The organism is Prosthecobacter sp. (genome assembly GCF_034366625.1).
GTDB lineage: Bacteria > Verrucomicrobiota > Verrucomicrobiia > Verrucomicrobiales > Verrucomicrobiaceae > Prosthecobacter.
Map to the genome: position 1 here is coordinate 864,181 of NZ_JAXMIH010000006.1, position 17,901 is coordinate 882,081.

Below are 17,901 nucleotides of genomic sequence, written 5' to 3' on the forward strand. Positions count from 1 at the left end.
TCAATCTTGAGTCGTGGCGGCATTCTCCATCAACCAAGTTGCCGCATTCGATTCACGGGCTGCCGCTGCCATCCAGGCGATACTGCAATCCGGAGTCGTTCAGGGCCAGGAACCGCATCGCTCCTTTAACTTCTGGATCGTGCATAAAGGGGGCTTTGAAGATGCGGCCCTTGAAGATGCCATGGGTCGGCGTGTAGCCTTCGCGGAGGTTTTCAATGGTGGCCTTCTCATCACCTTCGACAATGAAGTCAGCCCCAGCGGCGAGGGCGGCGGCGGCCACACCGGCGATTTCTTGGGCGTTTCGCTTGTCCCGCACATCTACAGCACCTTGACGGACACCGCCAAAAGCCATCATCGCAAGGCTGAACATGATGCCGATGATCATGATGGCCATCAGCAGCTCCACCAGGCTGAATCCAGAGGCGGACCTGCCAGACTTGGAGCCCTGATGGGGTGCGGTTTGCATGCCAAGAACCTTTGTAATGGAATTCTTGGCCGCCACAATAGTTCGACCATTCAGTTTCATGTAAACAAGTATTGGCTGTGCGTAGGAGAGTGATAGCCAAGAGATCAAGCAGCCGAAAAGGTCAAGCAGCCGTCGAGACGGTCAAAACAGCCCCGCTTAGACCCCCCTGCCCTCCTGGCAGCGCAGCCTTGACCCGCCCTTGCCACCTTGCGCCTCCGCTCCATACTCCGCGCCCTCTTTCCAGCCCATGTCCGCCGTCCCCACCGCCGCCCAGATCCGCCAGAGCTTCCTCGATTTCTTCAAATCGAAGGACCACACCATCGTCCCCAGTGACAACGTCGGCTACACCAGCCGCGACGGCGCGCGCATCTTCACGAACGCGGGCATGAACCAGTTCGTGCCCATCTTCCTCGGCGAGCGCAGCGCGGATGTGGATACCTGGCCGGGCGTGCTGCACAAAGGCCTGCCCACACGCGCGGCGGACACGCAGAAGTGCATCCGCGCCGGCGGCAAGCACAACGACCTCGAAGACGTCGGCCTCGACACCTACCACCACACGCTCTTCGAGATGCTCGGCAACTGGTCCTTCGGCGACTACTTCAAGAAGGAAGCCATCTCCTGGGCTTGGGAACTCATCATCGAGAAGTGGAAGTTCCCGCCGACACGCGTGTTCGCCACCATCTACCAGCCCGGCGCTGGCGACCCCGCCGACCGCGATCAGGAAGCCTGGGACATCTGGGCCGAGAAGTTCCGCGGCATCGGCCTCGATCCCGACATCCACATCGTCAACGGCAACAAGAAGGACAACTTCTGGATGATGGGCGACACCGGCCCCTGCGGCCCCTGCACCGAGATCCACATCGACCTCACGCCCGGCGCCCCGAACCTCGACGAAGACCGCCAGCGCGCCGGAGCCAAGCTCGTCAACGGCAGCGACGCGAGCTGCATCGAGATCTGGAACAACGTCTTCATTCAATACAACGCGAACCCCGATGGCTCGTTCGTCCCGCTGCCCGCGAAGCATGTGGACACCGGCATGGGCTTCGAGCGCGTGTGCTCCATCATCCAAGGCACGAAGAACTTCACCGACTTCGAGAACGCCAAGATCAGCAACTACGACACCGACGTCTTCAAACCCATCTTCGACGAGCTGACGAAGATGTGCGGCAAGACCTACCAAAGCACGCTGCCGAAAGCCAACGCCCAGGGCCACGTCGTGCCCGTGACCGAGCAGGAGAAAATCGACGTCGCCTTCCGCGTCATCGCCGACCACCTGCGCACGCTCAGCTTTGCCATCGCCGACGGCATCCAGCCCGGCAACTCCGACCGCAACTACACGCTGCGTCGTATCCTCCGCCGCGCCGTGAAGTATGGCCGCACGCTCGAGTTCAAAGAGCCGTTCTTCTACAAGCTCGTCGATGTCCTCGCCCAGCACATGGGCGATGTGTTCCCCGAACTGCGCACCAAGAAGGAGCAGGTCAAAGCCGTGCTCAAGCTGGAGGAGGAAGCGTTCAATCGGACGTTGGATAAGGGCATTGAAATCTTTGAAACGATCGTTGGCTGGCGTGAGTTGTTGGAGAGCGTGGCATCTGTCTGTTTGTCGCCATCCAAGGACGATGAAGAGTTTTCAAAATGGTGCGTTGGAGTGAGTCACGGCATCGAAGGCGGAGATGATGCATCCGTGCGTCATGAAGAAGGAGAGTTCTTGATTAAAGTAAGGAACATAGGTCGGTCTGTTGAATTGGCAGATGATGTTCCGGGATCGTTGGCCGCAGCTAGATCGAAGCTATCAGAGCTCGCCGTGACTGCGAAAAATCTGCAGCACATTACGTCCATTCCAGGTGCCTCAGTGTTCCAGCTTTACGACACCTTTGGCTTCCCTCTCGACCTCACTGAGCTTCTCGCCCGCGAACGCGGCCTCACCGTGGACACCAAAGGCTTCGATGAGCTGATGGAAAAACAAAAGGCGATGGCTCGCGAGGCTGGCAAGAAGAACAAGCAAGTCGTCTCCGTCAGCGAGATCGAAACCAAGGCCCCGACCAAGTTCATCGGTTACGACACGCTCGAAGCCGACGTGCGCGTGTTGGAAGTCGTCTCGATGAAGGACAAAAACGCCGTCGTGCTCGATGTCTCCACCTGCTACGCCGAGATGGGCGGACAGGTTGGCGATGCGGGTCAGTTGATCCTCGGCGCGAACACCTTCCCGATCAGCGCCACCACCAAGGTCGGCAACACCTGGCTGCACTTCCTCGAAGGCGATGAGACACCCGCCGTGGACTCCACCGTGAAGCTCGTCGTCGATGCGCCGCGTCGTCACGCTATTGAGCGTCATCACACCGTCACGCACATCCTGCATTGGGCGCTGCATGAAGTTGTGAGCAAGGACGCCACGCAGAAAGGCTCCAGCGTCACGCCTGACAAGCTCACCTTCGACTTCAACAGCGCCGCGCTCACCGCGCAGCAGCTTGCCGACATCGAGCGCCTCGTGAATGAACGCATCGTCGCCAACGACCCCGTTTCCTGGAGCGAAGTGCCCTACGTCGAAGCCAAGGCCAACAACGGCATCATGGCCCTCTTCGGCGAGAAGTATGGCGACCTCGTCCGCGTCGTGCAGATCGGCGGTCAGCCCCACAAGCTCGATGGTTGGAGCATGGAACTCTGCGGCGGCACCCACACGCGCGGCACCGGCGAGATCGGCCTCTTCCGCCTCGTCGGCGAAAGCGCCGTCGCCGCTGGCGTGCGCCGCATCGAAGCCATCGCCGGCCTCGAAGCCTACAACGCCGCCCGCGCCGATGCTGACCTCATCAAGCAACTCTGCGGCAAAGTCAGCGCCCAAGGAGCACACGACATCGAGAAGAAGCTCGAAGCCTTGCTCGAACAGCAGAAGACGCTGGAGAAGAACCTCAAAGCCGCGCAGCAACGCGAAGCCTCCGGCCGCGCCAAAGACCTCCTCAGCAAAGCCGAGAACAACGCCATCATCGTGAACCTCGGCGATGTCGATGCCGACTACGCCGTGGCCGTGAGCGATGCCTTGAAAGGCAGCTTCAACGGCATCGTCGTCCTCGCCACCACCGGCGGTGGCAACGTCGCGCTGATTGCTTCGGTCGCCAAAGACCATCAAGCCAAGGTCCAGGCCGGCAAGATCATCCAAACCATCGCCCCCATTGTCGGTGGCAAAGGCGGCGGCAAGCCCGACTTTGCACGTGGCGGTGGCAAGGATGTCTCCAAGGTCGATGCGGCTCTAGCAGAGGCCCGGAGGCTGATCGGGTAATGTAGTCCCGCCTTTAGGCGGTTCTGGGCGCGTGGTAAACGTGCGTCTCTTCCAGAACCGGCTGAAGCCGGGACTACAGAACAGCCTTGCGTCATTCGCACGTCTGAGCTGAAATCCTGGCATGTATGCGTGGCGAAAATGGACGCCTGAGATGCGCGAGGAGGTGCTGGTACGCCGGAAGTTGTTGAACCGTCCGTGGCACGGCCCGCCGCATTATACCGGACAGCAGACGAGCCAGTATCTCATCACCGGCACCTCTTACGAACACACTCCGATCCTCGGGGCCGCTCACGAGCGCATGGATGCATTCGTTCCGCTTTTACATCAGGCATTCGAAGAAGCTCATGCCGTCATCCACGCTTGGTGCATCCTTCCGAACCACTACCATGTGCTGACGACAACCTCCGATCTTCCAGCGCTTCTTGCACGACTGGAAAAACTGCATGGCAGCACCTCCTTCACCTGGAACGGCGAGGACAATGCACGAGGCCGCCAATGCTGGCATCGCGCCACTGACCGCGCGATGCGCAGTGAAGCTCATTTCTGGGCGACCGTGAACTACATCCACCACAACGCGGTGAAGCATGGTTACGTCGCCAAATGGACGGACTGGCCGTGGTCGAGTTCGCATGATTACTTGCGCGAGACGGGGCGAGATGAAGCGGCGCGTATTTGGAAGGCTTACCCGCTGGGCGACTATGGTGCCGGGTGGGATGATTGACGTTTGAGCATTGTAGTCCCGGCTTTAGCCGGCTCTGGAAAAGGGTGCGCCTTCACCACACGCCCAGAACCGCCTGAAGGCGGAACTACAGTGCCCGGAACCGGCTGAAGCCGGGACTACAGTGCGAAGAAGACGCAGCGGACACATTTCCTGCATGACAGGACACCTTGAGCATGGAGCATCCACACTTTCCCATCCCCATGCGCCGTCTCGACCAACTGCTCGCCTCCCTCGGTTACTGTTCACGTCGCGAGGCCATGGCGTTCGTCAAAGAAGGCCGGGTGAAGCTGGGTGGCGTGGTTGTGAAGCGCTCGGATCAACGCGTCGATTCAGCGCTCATCACAGTCGATGACCAGCCGCTCGAAGCGCCGGAGGGATTGCTGGCCATGCTGCACAAGCCGGTGGGTTATGCCTGCACGCACAGTCAGGATGAAGGGCCAAATATTTATGAGCTGCTTCCCGCTCACTGGCCGGATCGCAACCCTGCGGTGACGAGCGTGGGGCGACTGGACAAGGACACGAGCGGCCTGCTGCTCGTCACCGACATCGGCAGCCTCGTGCATCGTTTCACCTCGCCAAAAGCGGAGGTGGAGAAGGTCTATCTCGCCGAACTCGACCGCGAGCTCGATCCACACCTTGTGGACATCTTTGCCAAGGGCGATCTCATGCTGCGTGGCGAGGACAAGCCGTGCCTGCCCGCCAAACTCGAGATTGTTTCATCGAAAACCGCCCGTCTCACGATCACGGAAGGCCGTTATCATCAGGTGCGGCGCATGTTCGCCAGCCAGGGCTGGCATGTGGAGGAGCTGCATCGCGAACGCTTTGGTCCGTATGAACTGGGCGATCTCACCGAAGGCGAGTGGCGGATGATTCCGGTGGAACAAGCGTCACGCTGACGACGCTACTGAGCCGGCAGCGCCTGAAGAGCACCCAAGCAGCGCCCAAGTAGAAACCTTGGGCGCTGCGTCTGAGTCCATTTTCAGACGGAACCTGCATCAGTCTCGATCACGGTCATGACCGCGATGCCGCTGGCTTTTTCCCACGGAGGCACGAGTGGACGAGCCAATGTTGACGCTCGGTGAACGGAACGACGAGGAAGTGCGGTTGTTCAGAATGAACGGAGAGGAGCGGCTGCGATTTTGCCACGAACTCGAGGAGCCCGAGGAGCGTGACCAGGATCTACCATCGTTCCAGCGATTCCAATTGCTCACACCCACCGAGGAGTGGCGATGTTGATGGTGAGGGGAACTCCGAACGATGGGACGAGAGTAATAATTCGTGGCCACTCCATAAGTTCTATACGGGTAGAAGGGCCTCGAATAGTTGCTCCCGTAATAAACGGGGCGGTTGTAGGCCGGGCGGCCATAGGCGTAGCCCGGAGAGTAAACGTCGCATGACGATAACGCACACGCGGCGGCGACAGCACCGAGAGTGGTGAGAATTTTTGTTTTCATGGTGTCAGTTTTGACGAGGGGATTGGGGTTCCATTCAGAATCAACTCTCCCCCGACCACGGCTGCAGACGGAGTTGAACGTCACTCGCAGCCGTCGATGAAGGATACGCTGTCCACGTCCTCTCCGTATGTCCACCTGATCCCCTACTTCCGCCATCAGGGTTACCCTTAGAGCCCGGAAGAAGCACGGGTTCCGGGCTGTCTCGTTGAGGGCGAATGGCGCCTGATTCCCATGGAACAAACTCCGCGCTGAAGACGTTCATGAGGCCATGAAACCGTTGCTCTTTCTCCTCACACTGGTCTTTGCCACAATCTCGCTCGCGGACCGGCCCAACATCGTGCTCGTGCTGGCGGATGACCTCGGTTATGGCGATCTGGCGTGTTTTGGCGCGAAGGATGTGCAGACGCCAAACCTCGACCGTTTTGCCAGTGAAGGGCTGCGCTTCACGAGCTGCTACGCGGGTCATGCGAACTGCTCGCCCTCACGCACGGCACTCATGACGGGCCGCACGCCGACGCGCGTGGGCGTGCGCAACTGGATTCCCGAAGACTCGCCTGTGCATGTGAGGCGCAGCGAGATCACCATTGCCAAACTGCTGCAACAGTCCGGCTACACGACCTGCCACAGCGGCAAGTGGCACATGAACGGTGAATTCAACAAGCCCACGCAGCCGCAGCCGGGCGATCACGGTTTCGATCATTGGTTCTCCACGCAGAACAACGCGTATCCGAGCCATCGCAATCCCGACAACTTCGTGCGCAACGGCAAGGAGGTGGGCAAACTCGAAGGCTATGCCGCGCATCATGTGGCGGATGAGGCGCTGCGCTGGCTGGATGCACGTGACAAGGCGAAACCGTTCTTCCTCTACGTCTGCTTTCATGAGCCGCACGAACCCATCGCCTCCGATGCGAAGTACACCGCGCTTTATCCACACGACGATCCCGCCTACAGCGCGCACCACGGCAACATCACGCAGATGGACGATGCCTTTGGCCGCGTGATGAAGAAGCTCGATGAATCCGGGCTGCGTGATAACACGCTGGTGCTCTTCACCAGTGACAACGGTCCCGCGATCACCGCGCAGCACCCTTACGGCTCCTCCGGGCCATTGCGTGACAAAAAGGGGTCCATGTGGGAGGGGGGCATCCGCGTGCCGGGCATTCTGCGCTGGCCGGGCAAAACCAAACCGGGCACGACAAGCGACGAACCAATCTGCCACGTCGATTTTCTGCCGACCGCCTGCGCCATCACCGGCATCACACCACCAGGTGATCGCGTGCTCGACGGCGCCAACTGGCTGCCGGTGCTGGAAGGCGGCCAGGTGGAACGCAAAACGCCGCTCTACTGGCATTTCAACCGCGCCTCGGGTGAGCCAAAAGTTGCCATGCGCGTCGGTGATTGGAAAATCCTCGCCATGCTCGACAAAACGCCGCCGCCACGCAGCAACGACATCACCGAGCAGGAGGAACGCGATTTCAAAGAGGCGGCGCTCAAAAATTTCATGCTCTTCAACCTGCGCGCCGACATCGGCGAGAAGAACGATCTCGCCGCGAGCGAGTCCGCGAAACTCACCGAGATGAAAGCCCTGCTGGAAACCAAATACGCCGAAGTTCGAGCCGAGTCACCGATGTGGCCCGTGTGGACGTTTACCGGCAGCGAGGGGAAGAAGATCGAATGGCCGGACTATGTGAAAAAGAAGAAGGCTGCCCCGGCAAAGAAGCAGCCTTGATCTGGATCAATGCCAGCCGTGACGACTGTGACCGTGGCCGCCGCCGTAACCACCGCTGTAGCCGCTGCGGCACACCGGCGGGGTGGGAGCGCAGTGGGAGTGCGAGCGGTAGCTGCTGTAGCCGTAACTGCGGGAAGGGTAGCTGTAGGAACGCGGATAATAGCTCGGACGATACACAGGCGAGCCGTAGGGGTTGCCCCAAGTGAGCGGATCGTCATAGACGTAGCAGGAGGACAGACCGGTGGCGAGAAGAAGCGCACCGACGGCGGTGAGGAGTTTCCGTTTCATAGGTGCGGGATTCGACGCAGCGTTTTGAAGTCTATTCAGAGAAAGTTGCACCTCCCATGAAGCGCGGCATCGTCGTGCCACGCATGTCCGCCGAATCCGTCACCCCCGCCATCCTGTTCACCCTGAGCGCCGAGGAGGCACGGATCATGGGCTGCCTGCTCGAAAAGGAGATCACGCTGCCGGATTACTACCCGATGACGCTCAATGCGCTGGTGACGGCCTGCAATCAGACGACGAACCGCGACCCCATCGTGCGCTACGACGAGCGCACGGTGCTTCGAGCGCTGGAATCGATGAAATCTCACGCCTACGTGTTTGAGGTCAATATTGTCGGCGGGCGGGCGCTGAAATACCGCCATAACCTGAAGGGCAAGCTTCCCGGTCTGGAACGTCCGCACATGGCGCTGCTGTGCATGCTGCTGCTGCGCGGCCCGCAAACCGCCGGTGAGCTGCGGCAGCGCACCGAACGGCTGCACGCCTTCTCGGACATGCCGGGCGTGGAGAACACGCTGGCCGAATTGATCGGCTACAGTGAAGGGCCGCTCGTTCAATGCATTCCCGCAGGACCCGGACAACGCGTGGCGCAGTTCATGCATCTGTTCTGCGGCGAGGTGGCCGGCACAGCCGCGACGACGATCCTGGCCCCGACTCCTGCGGCTCTGCCCGCAGAGGAATCATCCGACGTTGACTGGCGGGCGAAGATGGAAGCCGAGATCACGCTGCTAAAGGCGCAGGTGTCACGGCTGCAGACGCTGATCGGCGCGGTGAAGTGAATCGCCGGGTTATTCCAGCCGCTTCAGGCTGCCAATGCGGTACGCACCTCCGAGCAGGCGCATGTTGTCACGCTCGGCATTGAAAGTGTCGAGGTAAAGGATGTGCGGGAAGTCGTCGAGCTCGATGACGTGCCAGGTGTCCTTCGCACTCTTGAATGCTTCGGCCAGATCGTTGAGGTCGTTGATGGCCTTGCCGTTCACTTTGTTGATCACCTGGCCACCGAGCTTGTCATAACCCTGCGCACTGGGTGTGGGCAGCACCATGCTGAGGAAGACGAGCTTTTTGCGGCCTTCTTCCTCATACTTGTCAGGATGCGTGGCAATGCGGGTGAGACGCAGGATGGCTCCGCCGCGCTGTTCTTCGCCAAAGGCATCGAGATACGGACGTGACAGCTCCTGGAATAGCAAACCGCCCATGAGGACGTAGCGTGGACCTTTGTCGAACTGATACGGCAGTACAAGGTAGTCGTCCGGACTGCGACGAGCGAGCTGGCCGTTGAGCGTGACATCCTTGCCGTCACGGATGACTTTGATCTCGACTTTGTCCCCCACATACGCGCGTCCGCGCACCAGGTGGCTCGAGCTGAGGGCGCCGAACTGCGGATCTTTGTAGTCGCCGCGTGAGTCGATGGTGAAGCCGTTGATGGAAAGAAGAATGTCGCCCTTCTTCATGCCGGCTTTTTCAGCGGAGCCGCCTTTCATGACGGTGGTGATGAGAACGCCGGGGGCGTCGGGCTTGAGGCCAAGGAATTCGCGGAACTGCTCGTCCTGCGTGGCCTGCAGTTCCATGCCGAGGCCGGGAAAACCTTCATAGCTGCCGTCCGCCACGTCCTTGAGAAAGTGCTCGATGATCGGCGCGGGCAGAATGGTGGTGACCTGGTTTTTCGAGTCGTAGCTCAGCAGCAGGCCAGCGAGCTTGCCGCCTTTGACCACCGGCAGCGTAAAGCTGTTGGCTTCACTGCGGATGATGCCGTTCGCCTCATAGATGAGAAACCCGGAGCCTTCGACATTGTAGCGGCGTGTGAGCACTTTGCCGATGAGGAGCGGGCTCTCGATGAGTTCTCCCACACGCCCGGTTTGTAGAATGGAAACGGCGTCGCCGATGCGCGCGCCTACATCGACGGCCATCGGCTTGAGTCCGGCAAAGAATGTCTTCTGCTTGTCTGACACAGGCGACTCCAGCAGGGCGAGATTTGCCTCGTAATCGACCGCCACCACCTTCGCGGGCATTTTCTGGCCGCTCTCCGGCAGCTCCAGCTCGATGTAAGTCGCATCCGCCGCCATCTGGGCGGTGACGAGCACGCGATTGCCCGCCAGCACCACTCCCAGCCCACGACGGCCCGAGGGCGATTCTTTTTGCCATGGCAGATGCAGGTTATACGGCTGCGAGGTGGCGTTAACCTTCACCAAGGAGCTGTTTTGAATGACGGGCCGGGATGCCTGGCCGTCGGTGGCGGTCAACACACGTTTCTTTTTGGCAACGGTGGGCTCGGCAGGCGTCTGAGCGGGCAAAACAGCAGCGCTGAGCGCGAGAAGAAGGAAATATGAAAAGAGCTTCATGGAATCGTCGGGGCGAAAGGTTTCAGAGTCAGATCACGCGGCTATTCGTCTCCGAGATAAGAGTCTTCCAGGATGTTGTAGGTCTGCATGATGCGTGGATGCGCCGTCTGGGCGAGTTCGCGCTTGAGGACAAGCGGGCGGTTTTTCTCCAACAGGCGGATTTCGATGAACGCCGTGTCCTTTTTCTCCAGCGCGATTTTCACATCCTTGAGCGACTTGATCTTCACACCGTTGATCTCATCCACGATGCTGTGCGCATACGGACTGAGCCAGGTGTTCACCTCGTCCGGCAGCACGTTGGTTAGCACGACGGGTTCAGGGCGTTCAACGTAGAGCTTGTCGGTGAGGAAGTTGTCGAAGACGTAGTTCACCGTGCTGTCACGCATCTGGTGCGCGTCCATCAGGTTGCGGTCCAGCGGCTGGAACACGAGGCCCGCATGCACGATGTAACGCGGCCGTTGGTTATACTGCGCGCCGAGGCGGACGTAGGGATCAAAGCGTTTCAGCGTCACCGTGGCCTCCAGCTTCTTGCCGTCGCGCATGTACTTCAGCTTGATCGTGTCGCCCGCAAATTTGCGTTCGACGATTTCATTCATGTCCATCAGTTCACCTTCAAAGCGGACGAGTCCGTTGTTCATCACGGGGTTGTCGTCAATGCTCAAAATGACATCGCCAATCTTGAGCAGCTCACCCACGCTGCCAGCAGGCTCGACATCGGCAACCATCACGCCCACGCCGTCACCGTTGATGCCTAGCGCCTTGGCCTGTGCCGGGTTTTCGATGGGGAAATCACTGGCCGCGAGATCAACGTAGTGATCGTAGCGACCGTCTTCGACATCCTTGAGGAAGCGCTTGATCACGGGCACCGGAATCATGTAGCCGACATTCTGCGCCACACGACCGCTGAAGCCCTGAAAGGCCACACCGACAACTTTGCCCTCCTGCAGCACCGGCCCGCCCGAGTTGCCGGGATTGATCGCCGCATCGACCTGGATCGCGAGATGCGAATCGACGCTGGTGTGGCTGTAAGGCCGGAAGTCGATGCGCGACACGACGCCGCGTGTCACCGAGATGCGATCTCCGCCGATGGGATAGCCGATGGCGATCACTTCGGTGTTGAGCTGCGGGATGCCGCCGAAGTCCAACTGCTTGAGTTTTTCAAAATGCTTGCCGTCTTCTGCTTCAATGATCGCCAGGTCACAATCATGCGCGATGTGGATGATCTTCGCCGGATGCGGCTCAGGATCGTTCGTGGTGCGGATCAGAATGCGTGTGGCATTGCTGACGACGTGCGCATTGGTCAGAAAACGATTTTTGCCGATGAGGAAGCCCGTCCCGCTGCCACCGCTGGGCTGTCCGGCATTCCACGGTTCGCGATAATCCGGAAAAAGCACTGACACATCAATGTTCACGATGCCTTCCCAGGCCCCTGAGGCCACATCAATGACCTGATTCGCGGGAGGAGGGGCTGGCGCGGGTTGTGCGCTGGCTGCTGAGGGGAGCAGTGCGAGGGCGAGGAGAGGCAGAAGCGGTCGGATGTTCATGCAGGTGACGTGAAGCCACAAACATACGTGCGCCGCCGCTTCTAACACAAGTTTGCTGATGAAATAATCGCTACGATCACTTCTTCCCGGCCTTTTTCTTCACGTCCGCACGCTTTTTCAAGTCTGCGTCACGTTTCGCAGTCAACGCCGCCAAGCTGTTCGGATTGGCCGGATCAGTCACCATGAGGAAGTCATCCGTGCGGAACGGCGTCAGAGGCAGGCCGCCGTCGAAGGAATAGACATTGCAGACCGGGTTGTCGGCCCAAGCGTAACGCACGGCCACCGGCTTTACGACACCCTCTGCGCTCACTTCGATCTGGTTCGTGCCCTTCTTTGATCCCCCGATGATGCTGGCCTTCGCCCACACCCATTTCTGGTCTTCGCCGCAAATGGCAAAGCCTTGGACCTCGTCCTTATCGACGGTGCGCAGGCCAGAAGGAGCGTAATCGAAGGTCAGCAACGCCTTGCCGCCCTCAAACCTCGCGTCCTTCAGCTCTGGGCTGCGATACGGCAGCTTCTGGCCGTAATCGTTCACCAAGGCCCAGCGGGCGAGGCGTTCGGCCACGTCGCGCTTGTTCTTCGGATGGATGTCGTTGGCCTCACCGAGGTCGGTGATGACACACTGGCCGGTTTTCGGCAGCTTGCTCATCGTGCGCGTCTGCGCCTCGCGCAATTCGGCCCATTCGCTGTCAATCGGCGCTGCCTGCACGTCTTTGAAGTCGGCCAGTTGCACCCAGTAGAAGGGAAAATCGCCCTGCTGCCATTCCTTGCGCCAATGCTCGATCATGAAGGGGAACAGCTCGCCATACTCCTTCGCACGACTGGCGTTCGATTCGCCCTGATACCAGACCACACCCTTGATGCCGTAACCAATCGTCGGATGCAGCACGCCGGCATACAGATTGCCCGGACGATGCTGGCCGGTCATTTGATTCTGCGGTGCACGCGGTGCCTTCTCAGCAAAGGGCTTGCCTGCTTTCCACGCCTCACGCCGTGCCTGCGTCCAGGCGTCGTTTTTGGCTTTGTGATCTGCCACCTGCTTGCCGAAGGCCTCCTGAGTGAATGTTCCTTCGGTCTGCTTCCACTTCGCGATGATCGAGGCAAAGCGCGGATCCTTTTCCAGCACGTCGCGCTTCACCCACGCCTCGCAGGCGCTGCCGCCCCAGGCGTTGTCGATGAGACCGACCGGCACGCCGAGCATTTCATGCAGCACACGGCCAAAATGATAACCCACGGCGGTGAACGGCCCCACATTCGCCGGGCTGCATTCCTCCCACTGGCCTTTGAAGTCATCCTGAATCTCCTGCGTGCCGACCTGCGGCACCGAGATCAGGCGAATCTGCGGAAACTTTGCCTGTGCGATGTCCAAATCGGCATCCCAGGTACCTCCCACCGTGAAACCCATGTTCGACTGGCCGGAGCATATCCACACCTCGCCCACGAGCACGTTCTTCAATTCACGCGTGCTGCTGCCCTTGATCGTGATCGTCGCCGGTTTCGCGTTCGCTGGCACTGGATCGAGTTTCACGGTCCATTTGCCCTTCGCATCGGCCTTGGCGGTCTTCGTCTGGTCCGCAAATGTCACCGTCACCTCCATGCCAGGCGCGTCCCAGCCCCAGAGCGGATTCGCCTGCTTCTGCTGCAGCACCATGTTGTCGCCAATGATGGCCGGGAGTTTCAATTCGGCGCGGGCAGTGAGCGCAAGGCTGGCGAGGAGGAGTGTGAGTCGGGAGATCATGATCGGGCAGCCAAAACGACTGCCGAAGCCGCTTCATTGCGCGAAAATGTCCAACGAGCTACTCGCTCGAGAGGAGGCTTTCTGTGATCACTTCACCATCACCTCCGCCACCTTGCCGTTTTCAAAACGAGCATGGAAAGTGCGAAACTCGGCCCAGCCAGTGGTTTTGTCTCTGGAAGTGGTGGGACCGTGGGTGCCTTCCACCTCTACGAGGGTTTTGCCTTCGAGTGCCACCAGAGCTGCGGCATTCTTTTCCTGTTGTTTCTCCATCGCCTCCACGAGCACTTTGGCGATGTATGCCTCAGGTATCGGGCCGTCGTATTCGCCGACGGCGTAGCGCTTGGATCCATACCAACTCTCGCAGCGGACATACTTCAATCCGGCGCGGGCGCCCCAGAGTTTCGCGATGTTTTCACACATTACGCGAACATGATCCTCGCCAATGTGGACTAGAGGAGCAAAGCGCACTTCGAGTGTGTCATTCCCTGTGAATCTGGCCTGATCAAGTCCAGGCAGCTTCACCAGTTCTTCCAGAAAAGGTTGTTGCAGCTCCTCCACCTCGGCATTCTTGCGGCGTTGGCTCTCGGTCTTGGCGGCGGCGAGATTGGCCTCTTGCACCGCTTTCACACGCTGCTGCTCATCTCGTGCTGCGCGTTGTTCCGGCGTCATGCGCCATTCAATGACCTTGGATGAAACGAGGCCGATGAGAGCCAGAAGCCCAACGAGTAGAAGAACAAACTTGAAGCAGCCTTTCATGGGTACAGAGGATGAAGGGAGATAAAATTATTGCGAGCTTCCGCCTCCGCGAAAGCTGGAGTCGGCATACGAGGTCATCGGCGACTTTCCAAAATGAGACGACTGACCGAAACACCAGTTTTTGGCTCCCGCAGCATGCGATCCAGCTCGGCGTCCAGCCATTCATCCCGCGCAACCTTGTCATCGGAATCCGAATCCTGAGCCGCCTTGAGCAGCCAGCACGCTTTGCCTTGGTCGGTGATCGTGACGAGAGGCAGCATTTTCATGGCCAAATGTTACTGGCAGCGCCAAACAGCGTCAAGATGCAGTCCTTCCATGATCTTTGTGCTGCGGACCGCACCAAGCGTGTGCTAGCTTTTCGTGTGATTCGTTTCGTCCTCGCCACCGCACTTCTTCTCGTCCTCGCCGCCTGCGGGAAGTCACGACCGCGTGCGGATCTCGTGTTCATCAATGGGGCCGAGCCGGAAAGCATTGATCCGGCGATTGTGACCGACCAAGTCGGCATGCGCATCGCCTCGGCGCTCTTTGAAGGCCTGTGCCGCATCGACGAAGCGGGCAAACCGCAGCCAGGCATGGCGGAGCGCTGGGAAATGACGCCTGATCGCAAGACTTACACCTTTCATCTGCGTCCGAACGCGACTTGGAGCGATGGCCAGCCGTTCACGACCCACGACTTTATTTATTCATGGAAACGCGTGCTCAGCCCAGAGTTCGGCGCGGATTACGCCAGCCAGCTCTATGTCATCAAAAACGCCCGTGCTTTTCATGAGGGCACGCTCAAGGACTTCGCGCAGGTCGGTGTCACCGCGCTGGATGACCGCACGCTGCGCGTCGAACTCGAAAATCCCACGCCCTACTTCATCGACCTCTGCGCCTTCACCACGTTCTCGCCCGTGCCGCAGCGCATCGTCGAACAACACGGCACGGCGTGGATCAAGCCGGGCGTTTTGATCGGCAACGGCTCCTACACGCTCGAAGACTGGCTGCTGGACGACCGCATCGTGCTACGCCGCAACGAACGCTACTGGGACGCCGCGAACGTGCCCATGAAGAGCATCGATATCCTGCCGATCTCCGAGCCGAACACGGCGATCAATTACTTCCTCACCGGTCAGGCCGATCTCATCATGGACAAGGGCATGGTGCCCACCTCGCTCACCGCGAAGCTCAAGGAGCAGCCGTATTTTCACACGGGACCGTTCCTCGGCAGCTACTTCACGCGCTTCAACGTCAACCGTGCGCCGTTCACTGACCCGAAGATCCGTCTCGCCTTCTCGCTCGCGATTGATCGCAAGCGCGTCACCGAAAAAATCACCCAACTCGGCGAGCGCAACGCCTTCAGCCTCACCCCGCCCGGTGCCGGACAAAACTACCAGCCGCCGCCCGGCCCTGAGTTCAATCCCGAACGTGCGCGTGAACTCCTCGCCGCTGCCGGCTATCCCGGCGGCAAAGGCTTCCCCCGCGTCGAATACCTCTACTTTCCGAAACCAGTCGAGCGCAACATCGCCGTCGAACTGCAAGCGATGTGGCAGGAGCATCTCGGCGTCAGCGTCGATCTCGTGAAGCAGGAGTGGAAGATCTACCTTTCGTCGATGAAGGAGAAAAACTACCACCTCTGCCGCAGCAGTTGGGTGGGCGACTACAACGACCCCGGCACGTTCCTGGAGATGTTCCTCTCCACCAGCGGCAACAACCGCACCGGCTGGGCCAGCCCCAAATACGATGAGTTCATCGCCGCCGCCGCCCGCGAACCTGATCTCAATCAGCGTAACACGCTGTTCCAGCAGGCGGAGAAACTTCTCGTCACCGACGAGGCCGTCATCCTCCCCATCTACCACTACGTCGGCGTCCAGTTCTACCACGCCGACCGTCTCACTGGCGTACAACCAAACATGATCGACGATCATCCCTTCCGCTGCATGCGGTGGAAAAAGTAGCCTTGTTGCGCCGCAACAAGTTCTGAACCAGTTACAGCGCAACGAGGCTACTTCGCCACTCCCGCCACGGCGATGCCGATCTCCACCGTCGGCTCCGTCGCGTCGTTCATCGGCGGCTCGGTGGGCATGCCACTGACGGATTTGAGATCGTTGCCAACGGACCAGATCAGGCCATGGGCGAGGTTGTATTGCAGCGGAGCGCCGGTGTAGGGATCGACCGGCACATCGAGCAGGTAATTGAAGGCGCGGAGCTGTTCCAGCGTGGCGGGCAGCGTCTTCTTTTCGGCAATGCAGCGGCGCACGGCAAACAAGGTGATGATCAGATTTCCACGCGCACGCACCAACCCCAGAAACGCCGGCAGGCGCGTGTAGGGCTTCGAGCGTTGATGGAAATACACCCGGCCGGAGGAGTTCGGCTGGTAGGCACCTTCACTGGTCGGCGCGTCTTTGAGGCGCACCTCGGACGTGTGTGCGAGCGGAGCCTTCACCTCGTCCTTCAACTGCCGAAACGCGGCAGCAAAGTGCTGGAGGGTTTCATTCGGCTTGAAGAACAATCTCCCGGGCCGCTTCAACTGCACGCCGCCGGGCATGGTGTCGAGCAGCTCACCGCTCTTGGGGCCGAGAATCAGCTTCTTCTCATGCACATAGAAGGCGTTCATGGCGCCCGCCAGCATCTCGACGCCAGGCTGGCACACGTTGAACTGACGCTGAAACTGCCGCAGCGTCGATTCGGGCAGCTTCGTCTGCCGCAGCAGGTCGGCGAGCGTCTGCGCGGCAAAGGTCTGGGCTTCCAGCGAGCGTTCATAGCACGAAGGCCACGCCCAGATCTGCTCCAGCCGCCAGCCGAGCTCGGCCAGATCAATCGCCGCCGTGAACGCCCCCTCCTCCTGCATGCGGCGCGAGAGGTACGCCGCCTCTGCCTGCTTCAAACGCAGCGCCTGATGCCAGCGCGGGTCGCCGCACGGGTCCGTGATGTGCCACGCGGCATGCGCCGGATGCCAGTCGGCGTCTTCAAGCAGATCGCGCAGATTGTCGAGCGCCGCACCGTTCGACTGCACGATGCGCGCGAGCGTGGGCGTGTCCCACAGCCATGGCGGCTTGCCATACAAGGCCGTGCTCTCAAAGGGCACGATGGACTCCAGGAACTTTCGCAGCTTTTCCGGCGTCTGAATGGTCTGCGCCTGGTCCACAGGGCGCCGCAGCAGCAGATCTTCATCCGCGCCCTGAACCGGATCATCCAGATACAGCCAGACGATGAACACAAACGCGAGCAGGCCCATGCTCAGGATGACCAGGGTGGACCACGAAGCCTCGCGCTCGGCAGACGCTCGCGGCAATCGCGGTGCGTTCGCCAGCCGCAAAGGAGGAGCCACATTCGGAACAGCCGCCTCCTGGGCCGGCCTGGATGTCTGCATTGGCTGGACCACTGCTTTCGCCTTCGTTTCAGCCGCACGAGGTGGCGGAGCCTCCGCCTCATCCTCCTTCATGAGACGTCGCTTCTTCGGCGGTGGCGCATCTTCCCAGTCGTGATCCAGTTCCCATGGCGATGCCCACACGCCACCGCTCTGCCCGCTGTGCGCGGGCTTGTCAGCAGGTGTTTCTGACGGCGTGTGGGGCCGGATCATGCGGTGCAGTATGCACGCGTGAACGCGTACGGGCAATGC

Annotated in this window: 14 protein-coding genes; 6 read left to right on the forward strand and 8 right to left on the reverse strand. The window is 60.1% G+C overall.

From position 1 onward, the window contains the following. Positions 1–52 precede the first annotated feature (52 nt). A complete protein-coding gene (locus U1A53_RS06270) occupies positions 53–526 on the reverse strand; it encodes a type II secretion system protein (RefSeq protein WP_322279694.1) in 474 nt (157 codons plus the stop codon). A 187-nt stretch (positions 527–713) separates the two neighbouring features. Between U1A53_RS06270 and U1A53_RS06275 the strand changes: the two genes are divergently transcribed. From U1A53_RS06275 to U1A53_RS06290, 4 genes are all read left to right on the forward strand, one after another. Beyond that, positions 714–3,737, forward strand: a complete 3,024-nt coding sequence (locus tag U1A53_RS06275; protein WP_322279695.1) for an alanine--tRNA ligase — start codon at positions 714–716, stop codon at positions 3,735–3,737. A 121-nt stretch (positions 3,738–3,858) separates the two neighbouring features. Beyond that, a complete protein-coding gene (locus U1A53_RS06280) occupies positions 3,859–4,458 on the forward strand; it encodes a hypothetical protein (RefSeq protein ID WP_322279697.1) in 600 nt (199 codons plus the stop codon). Positions 4,459–4,658: 200 nt separating this feature from the next. Further along, on the forward strand, positions 4,659–5,354 hold the full coding sequence (locus U1A53_RS06285) for a pseudouridine synthase (protein WP_322279698.1): 696 nt from the start codon (positions 4,659–4,661) through the stop codon (positions 5,352–5,354). An 826-nt stretch (positions 5,355–6,180) separates the two neighbouring features. Continuing rightward, positions 6,181–7,641, forward strand: a complete 1,461-nt coding sequence (locus U1A53_RS06290; RefSeq protein WP_322279699.1) for a sulfatase — start codon at positions 6,181–6,183, stop codon at positions 7,639–7,641. 6 nt (positions 7,642–7,647) lie between these two features. On the opposite strand, the gene U1A53_RS06295 is transcribed toward U1A53_RS06290, so the two are convergent. After that, entirely contained in the window at positions 7,648–7,929 is a 282-nt protein-coding gene (locus U1A53_RS06295; protein ID WP_322279701.1) for a hypothetical protein, read from the reverse strand. 56 nt (positions 7,930–7,985) lie between these two features. Between U1A53_RS06295 and U1A53_RS06300 the strand changes: the two genes are divergently transcribed. Continuing rightward, positions 7,986–8,702, forward strand: a complete 717-nt coding sequence (locus U1A53_RS06300) for a YceH family protein (RefSeq protein ID WP_322279702.1) — start codon at positions 7,986–7,988, stop codon at positions 8,700–8,702. A gap of 9 nt (positions 8,703–8,711) precedes the next feature. On the opposite strand, the gene U1A53_RS06305 is transcribed toward U1A53_RS06300, so the two are convergent. The 5 genes from U1A53_RS06305 to U1A53_RS06325 form a co-directional block, all read right to left on the reverse strand. Next, complete coding sequence (locus U1A53_RS06305; RefSeq protein ID WP_322279703.1) at positions 8,712–10,262, reverse strand: PDZ domain-containing protein; 1,551 nt, start codon at positions 10,260–10,262, stop codon at positions 8,712–8,714. Positions 10,263–10,303: 41 nt separating this feature from the next. Beyond that, positions 10,304–11,806 carry a trypsin-like peptidase domain-containing protein gene (locus tag U1A53_RS06310; RefSeq protein WP_322279704.1) on the reverse strand — a complete coding sequence of 501 codons (1,503 nt, stop codon included), beginning with the start codon at positions 11,804–11,806 and terminating at the stop codon, positions 10,304–10,306. Between the two features lie 76 nt (positions 11,807–11,882). Next, the gene (locus tag U1A53_RS06315) at positions 11,883–13,544 is read right to left on the reverse strand and encodes a sialate O-acetylesterase (RefSeq protein ID WP_322279705.1); all 1,662 of its coding nucleotides are present in this window, start codon (positions 13,542–13,544) and stop codon (positions 11,883–11,885) included. Positions 13,545–13,631: 87 nt separating this feature from the next. Beyond that, positions 13,632–14,300: a hypothetical protein gene (locus tag U1A53_RS06320; protein ID WP_322279706.1), complete on the reverse strand. Its 669-nt coding sequence runs from the start codon at positions 14,298–14,300 to the stop codon at positions 13,632–13,634. 74 nt (positions 14,301–14,374) lie between these two features. After that, positions 14,375–14,566, reverse strand: a complete 192-nt coding sequence (locus U1A53_RS06325; RefSeq protein WP_322279708.1) for a hypothetical protein — start codon at positions 14,564–14,566, stop codon at positions 14,375–14,377. 6 nt (positions 14,567–14,572) lie between these two features. Between U1A53_RS06325 and U1A53_RS06330 the strand changes: the two genes are divergently transcribed. Beyond that, entirely contained in the window at positions 14,573–16,237 is a 1,665-nt protein-coding gene (locus U1A53_RS06330; protein ID WP_322279709.1) for a peptide ABC transporter substrate-binding protein, read from the forward strand. Positions 16,238–16,284: 47 nt separating this feature from the next. Here U1A53_RS06330 and U1A53_RS06335 read toward each other — a convergent pair whose 3' ends face one another. Next, positions 16,285–17,862 (reverse strand): hypothetical protein, encoded by a 1,578-nt coding sequence (locus U1A53_RS06335; protein ID WP_322279710.1) that lies wholly within the window; start codon positions 17,860–17,862, stop codon positions 16,285–16,287. Positions 17,863–17,901 lie beyond the last annotated feature (39 nt).

What these genes read in the sequence shown, in the direction of transcription:
- U1A53_RS06310 (WP_322279704.1), bottom strand. Translation starts at nt 11,806, where the DNA reads ATGAACATCCGACCGCTTCTGCCTCTCCTCGCCCTCGCACTGCTCCCC.
- U1A53_RS06290 (WP_322279699.1), top strand. Translation starts at nt 6,181, where the DNA reads ATGAAACCGTTGCTCTTTCTCCTCACACTGGTCTTTGCCACAATCTCG.
- U1A53_RS06280 (WP_322279697.1), top strand. Translation starts at nt 3,859, where the DNA reads ATGTATGCGTGGCGAAAATGGACGCCTGAGATGCGCGAGGAGGTGCTG.
- U1A53_RS06320 (WP_322279706.1), bottom strand. Translation starts at nt 14,300, where the DNA reads ATGAAAGGCTGCTTCAAGTTTGTTCTTCTACTCGTTGGGCTTCTGGCT.
- U1A53_RS06335 (WP_322279710.1), bottom strand. Translation starts at nt 17,862, where the DNA reads ATGATCCGGCCCCACACGCCGTCAGAAACACCTGCTGACAAGCCCGCG.
- U1A53_RS06270 (WP_322279694.1), bottom strand. Translation starts at nt 526, where the DNA reads ATGAAACTGAATGGTCGAACTATTGTGGCGGCCAAGAATTCCATTACA.
- U1A53_RS06315 (WP_322279705.1), bottom strand. Translation starts at nt 13,544, where the DNA reads ATGATCTCCCGACTCACACTCCTCCTCGCCAGCCTTGCGCTCACTGCC.
- U1A53_RS06275 (WP_322279695.1), top strand. Translation starts at nt 714, where the DNA reads ATGTCCGCCGTCCCCACCGCCGCCCAGATCCGCCAGAGCTTCCTCGAT.
- U1A53_RS06325 (WP_322279708.1), bottom strand. Translation starts at nt 14,566, where the DNA reads ATGAAAATGCTGCCTCTCGTCACGATCACCGACCAAGGCAAAGCGTGC.
- U1A53_RS06305 (WP_322279703.1), bottom strand. Translation starts at nt 10,262, where the DNA reads ATGAAGCTCTTTTCATATTTCCTTCTTCTCGCGCTCAGCGCTGCTGTT.
- U1A53_RS06330 (WP_322279709.1), top strand. Translation starts at nt 14,573, where the DNA reads ATGTTACTGGCAGCGCCAAACAGCGTCAAGATGCAGTCCTTCCATGAT.
- U1A53_RS06285 (WP_322279698.1), top strand. Translation starts at nt 4,659, where the DNA reads ATGCGCCGTCTCGACCAACTGCTCGCCTCCCTCGGTTACTGTTCACGT.
- U1A53_RS06300 (WP_322279702.1), top strand. Translation starts at nt 7,986, where the DNA reads ATGAAGCGCGGCATCGTCGTGCCACGCATGTCCGCCGAATCCGTCACC.
- U1A53_RS06295 (WP_322279701.1), bottom strand. Translation starts at nt 7,929, where the DNA reads ATGAAACGGAAACTCCTCACCGCCGTCGGTGCGCTTCTTCTCGCCACC.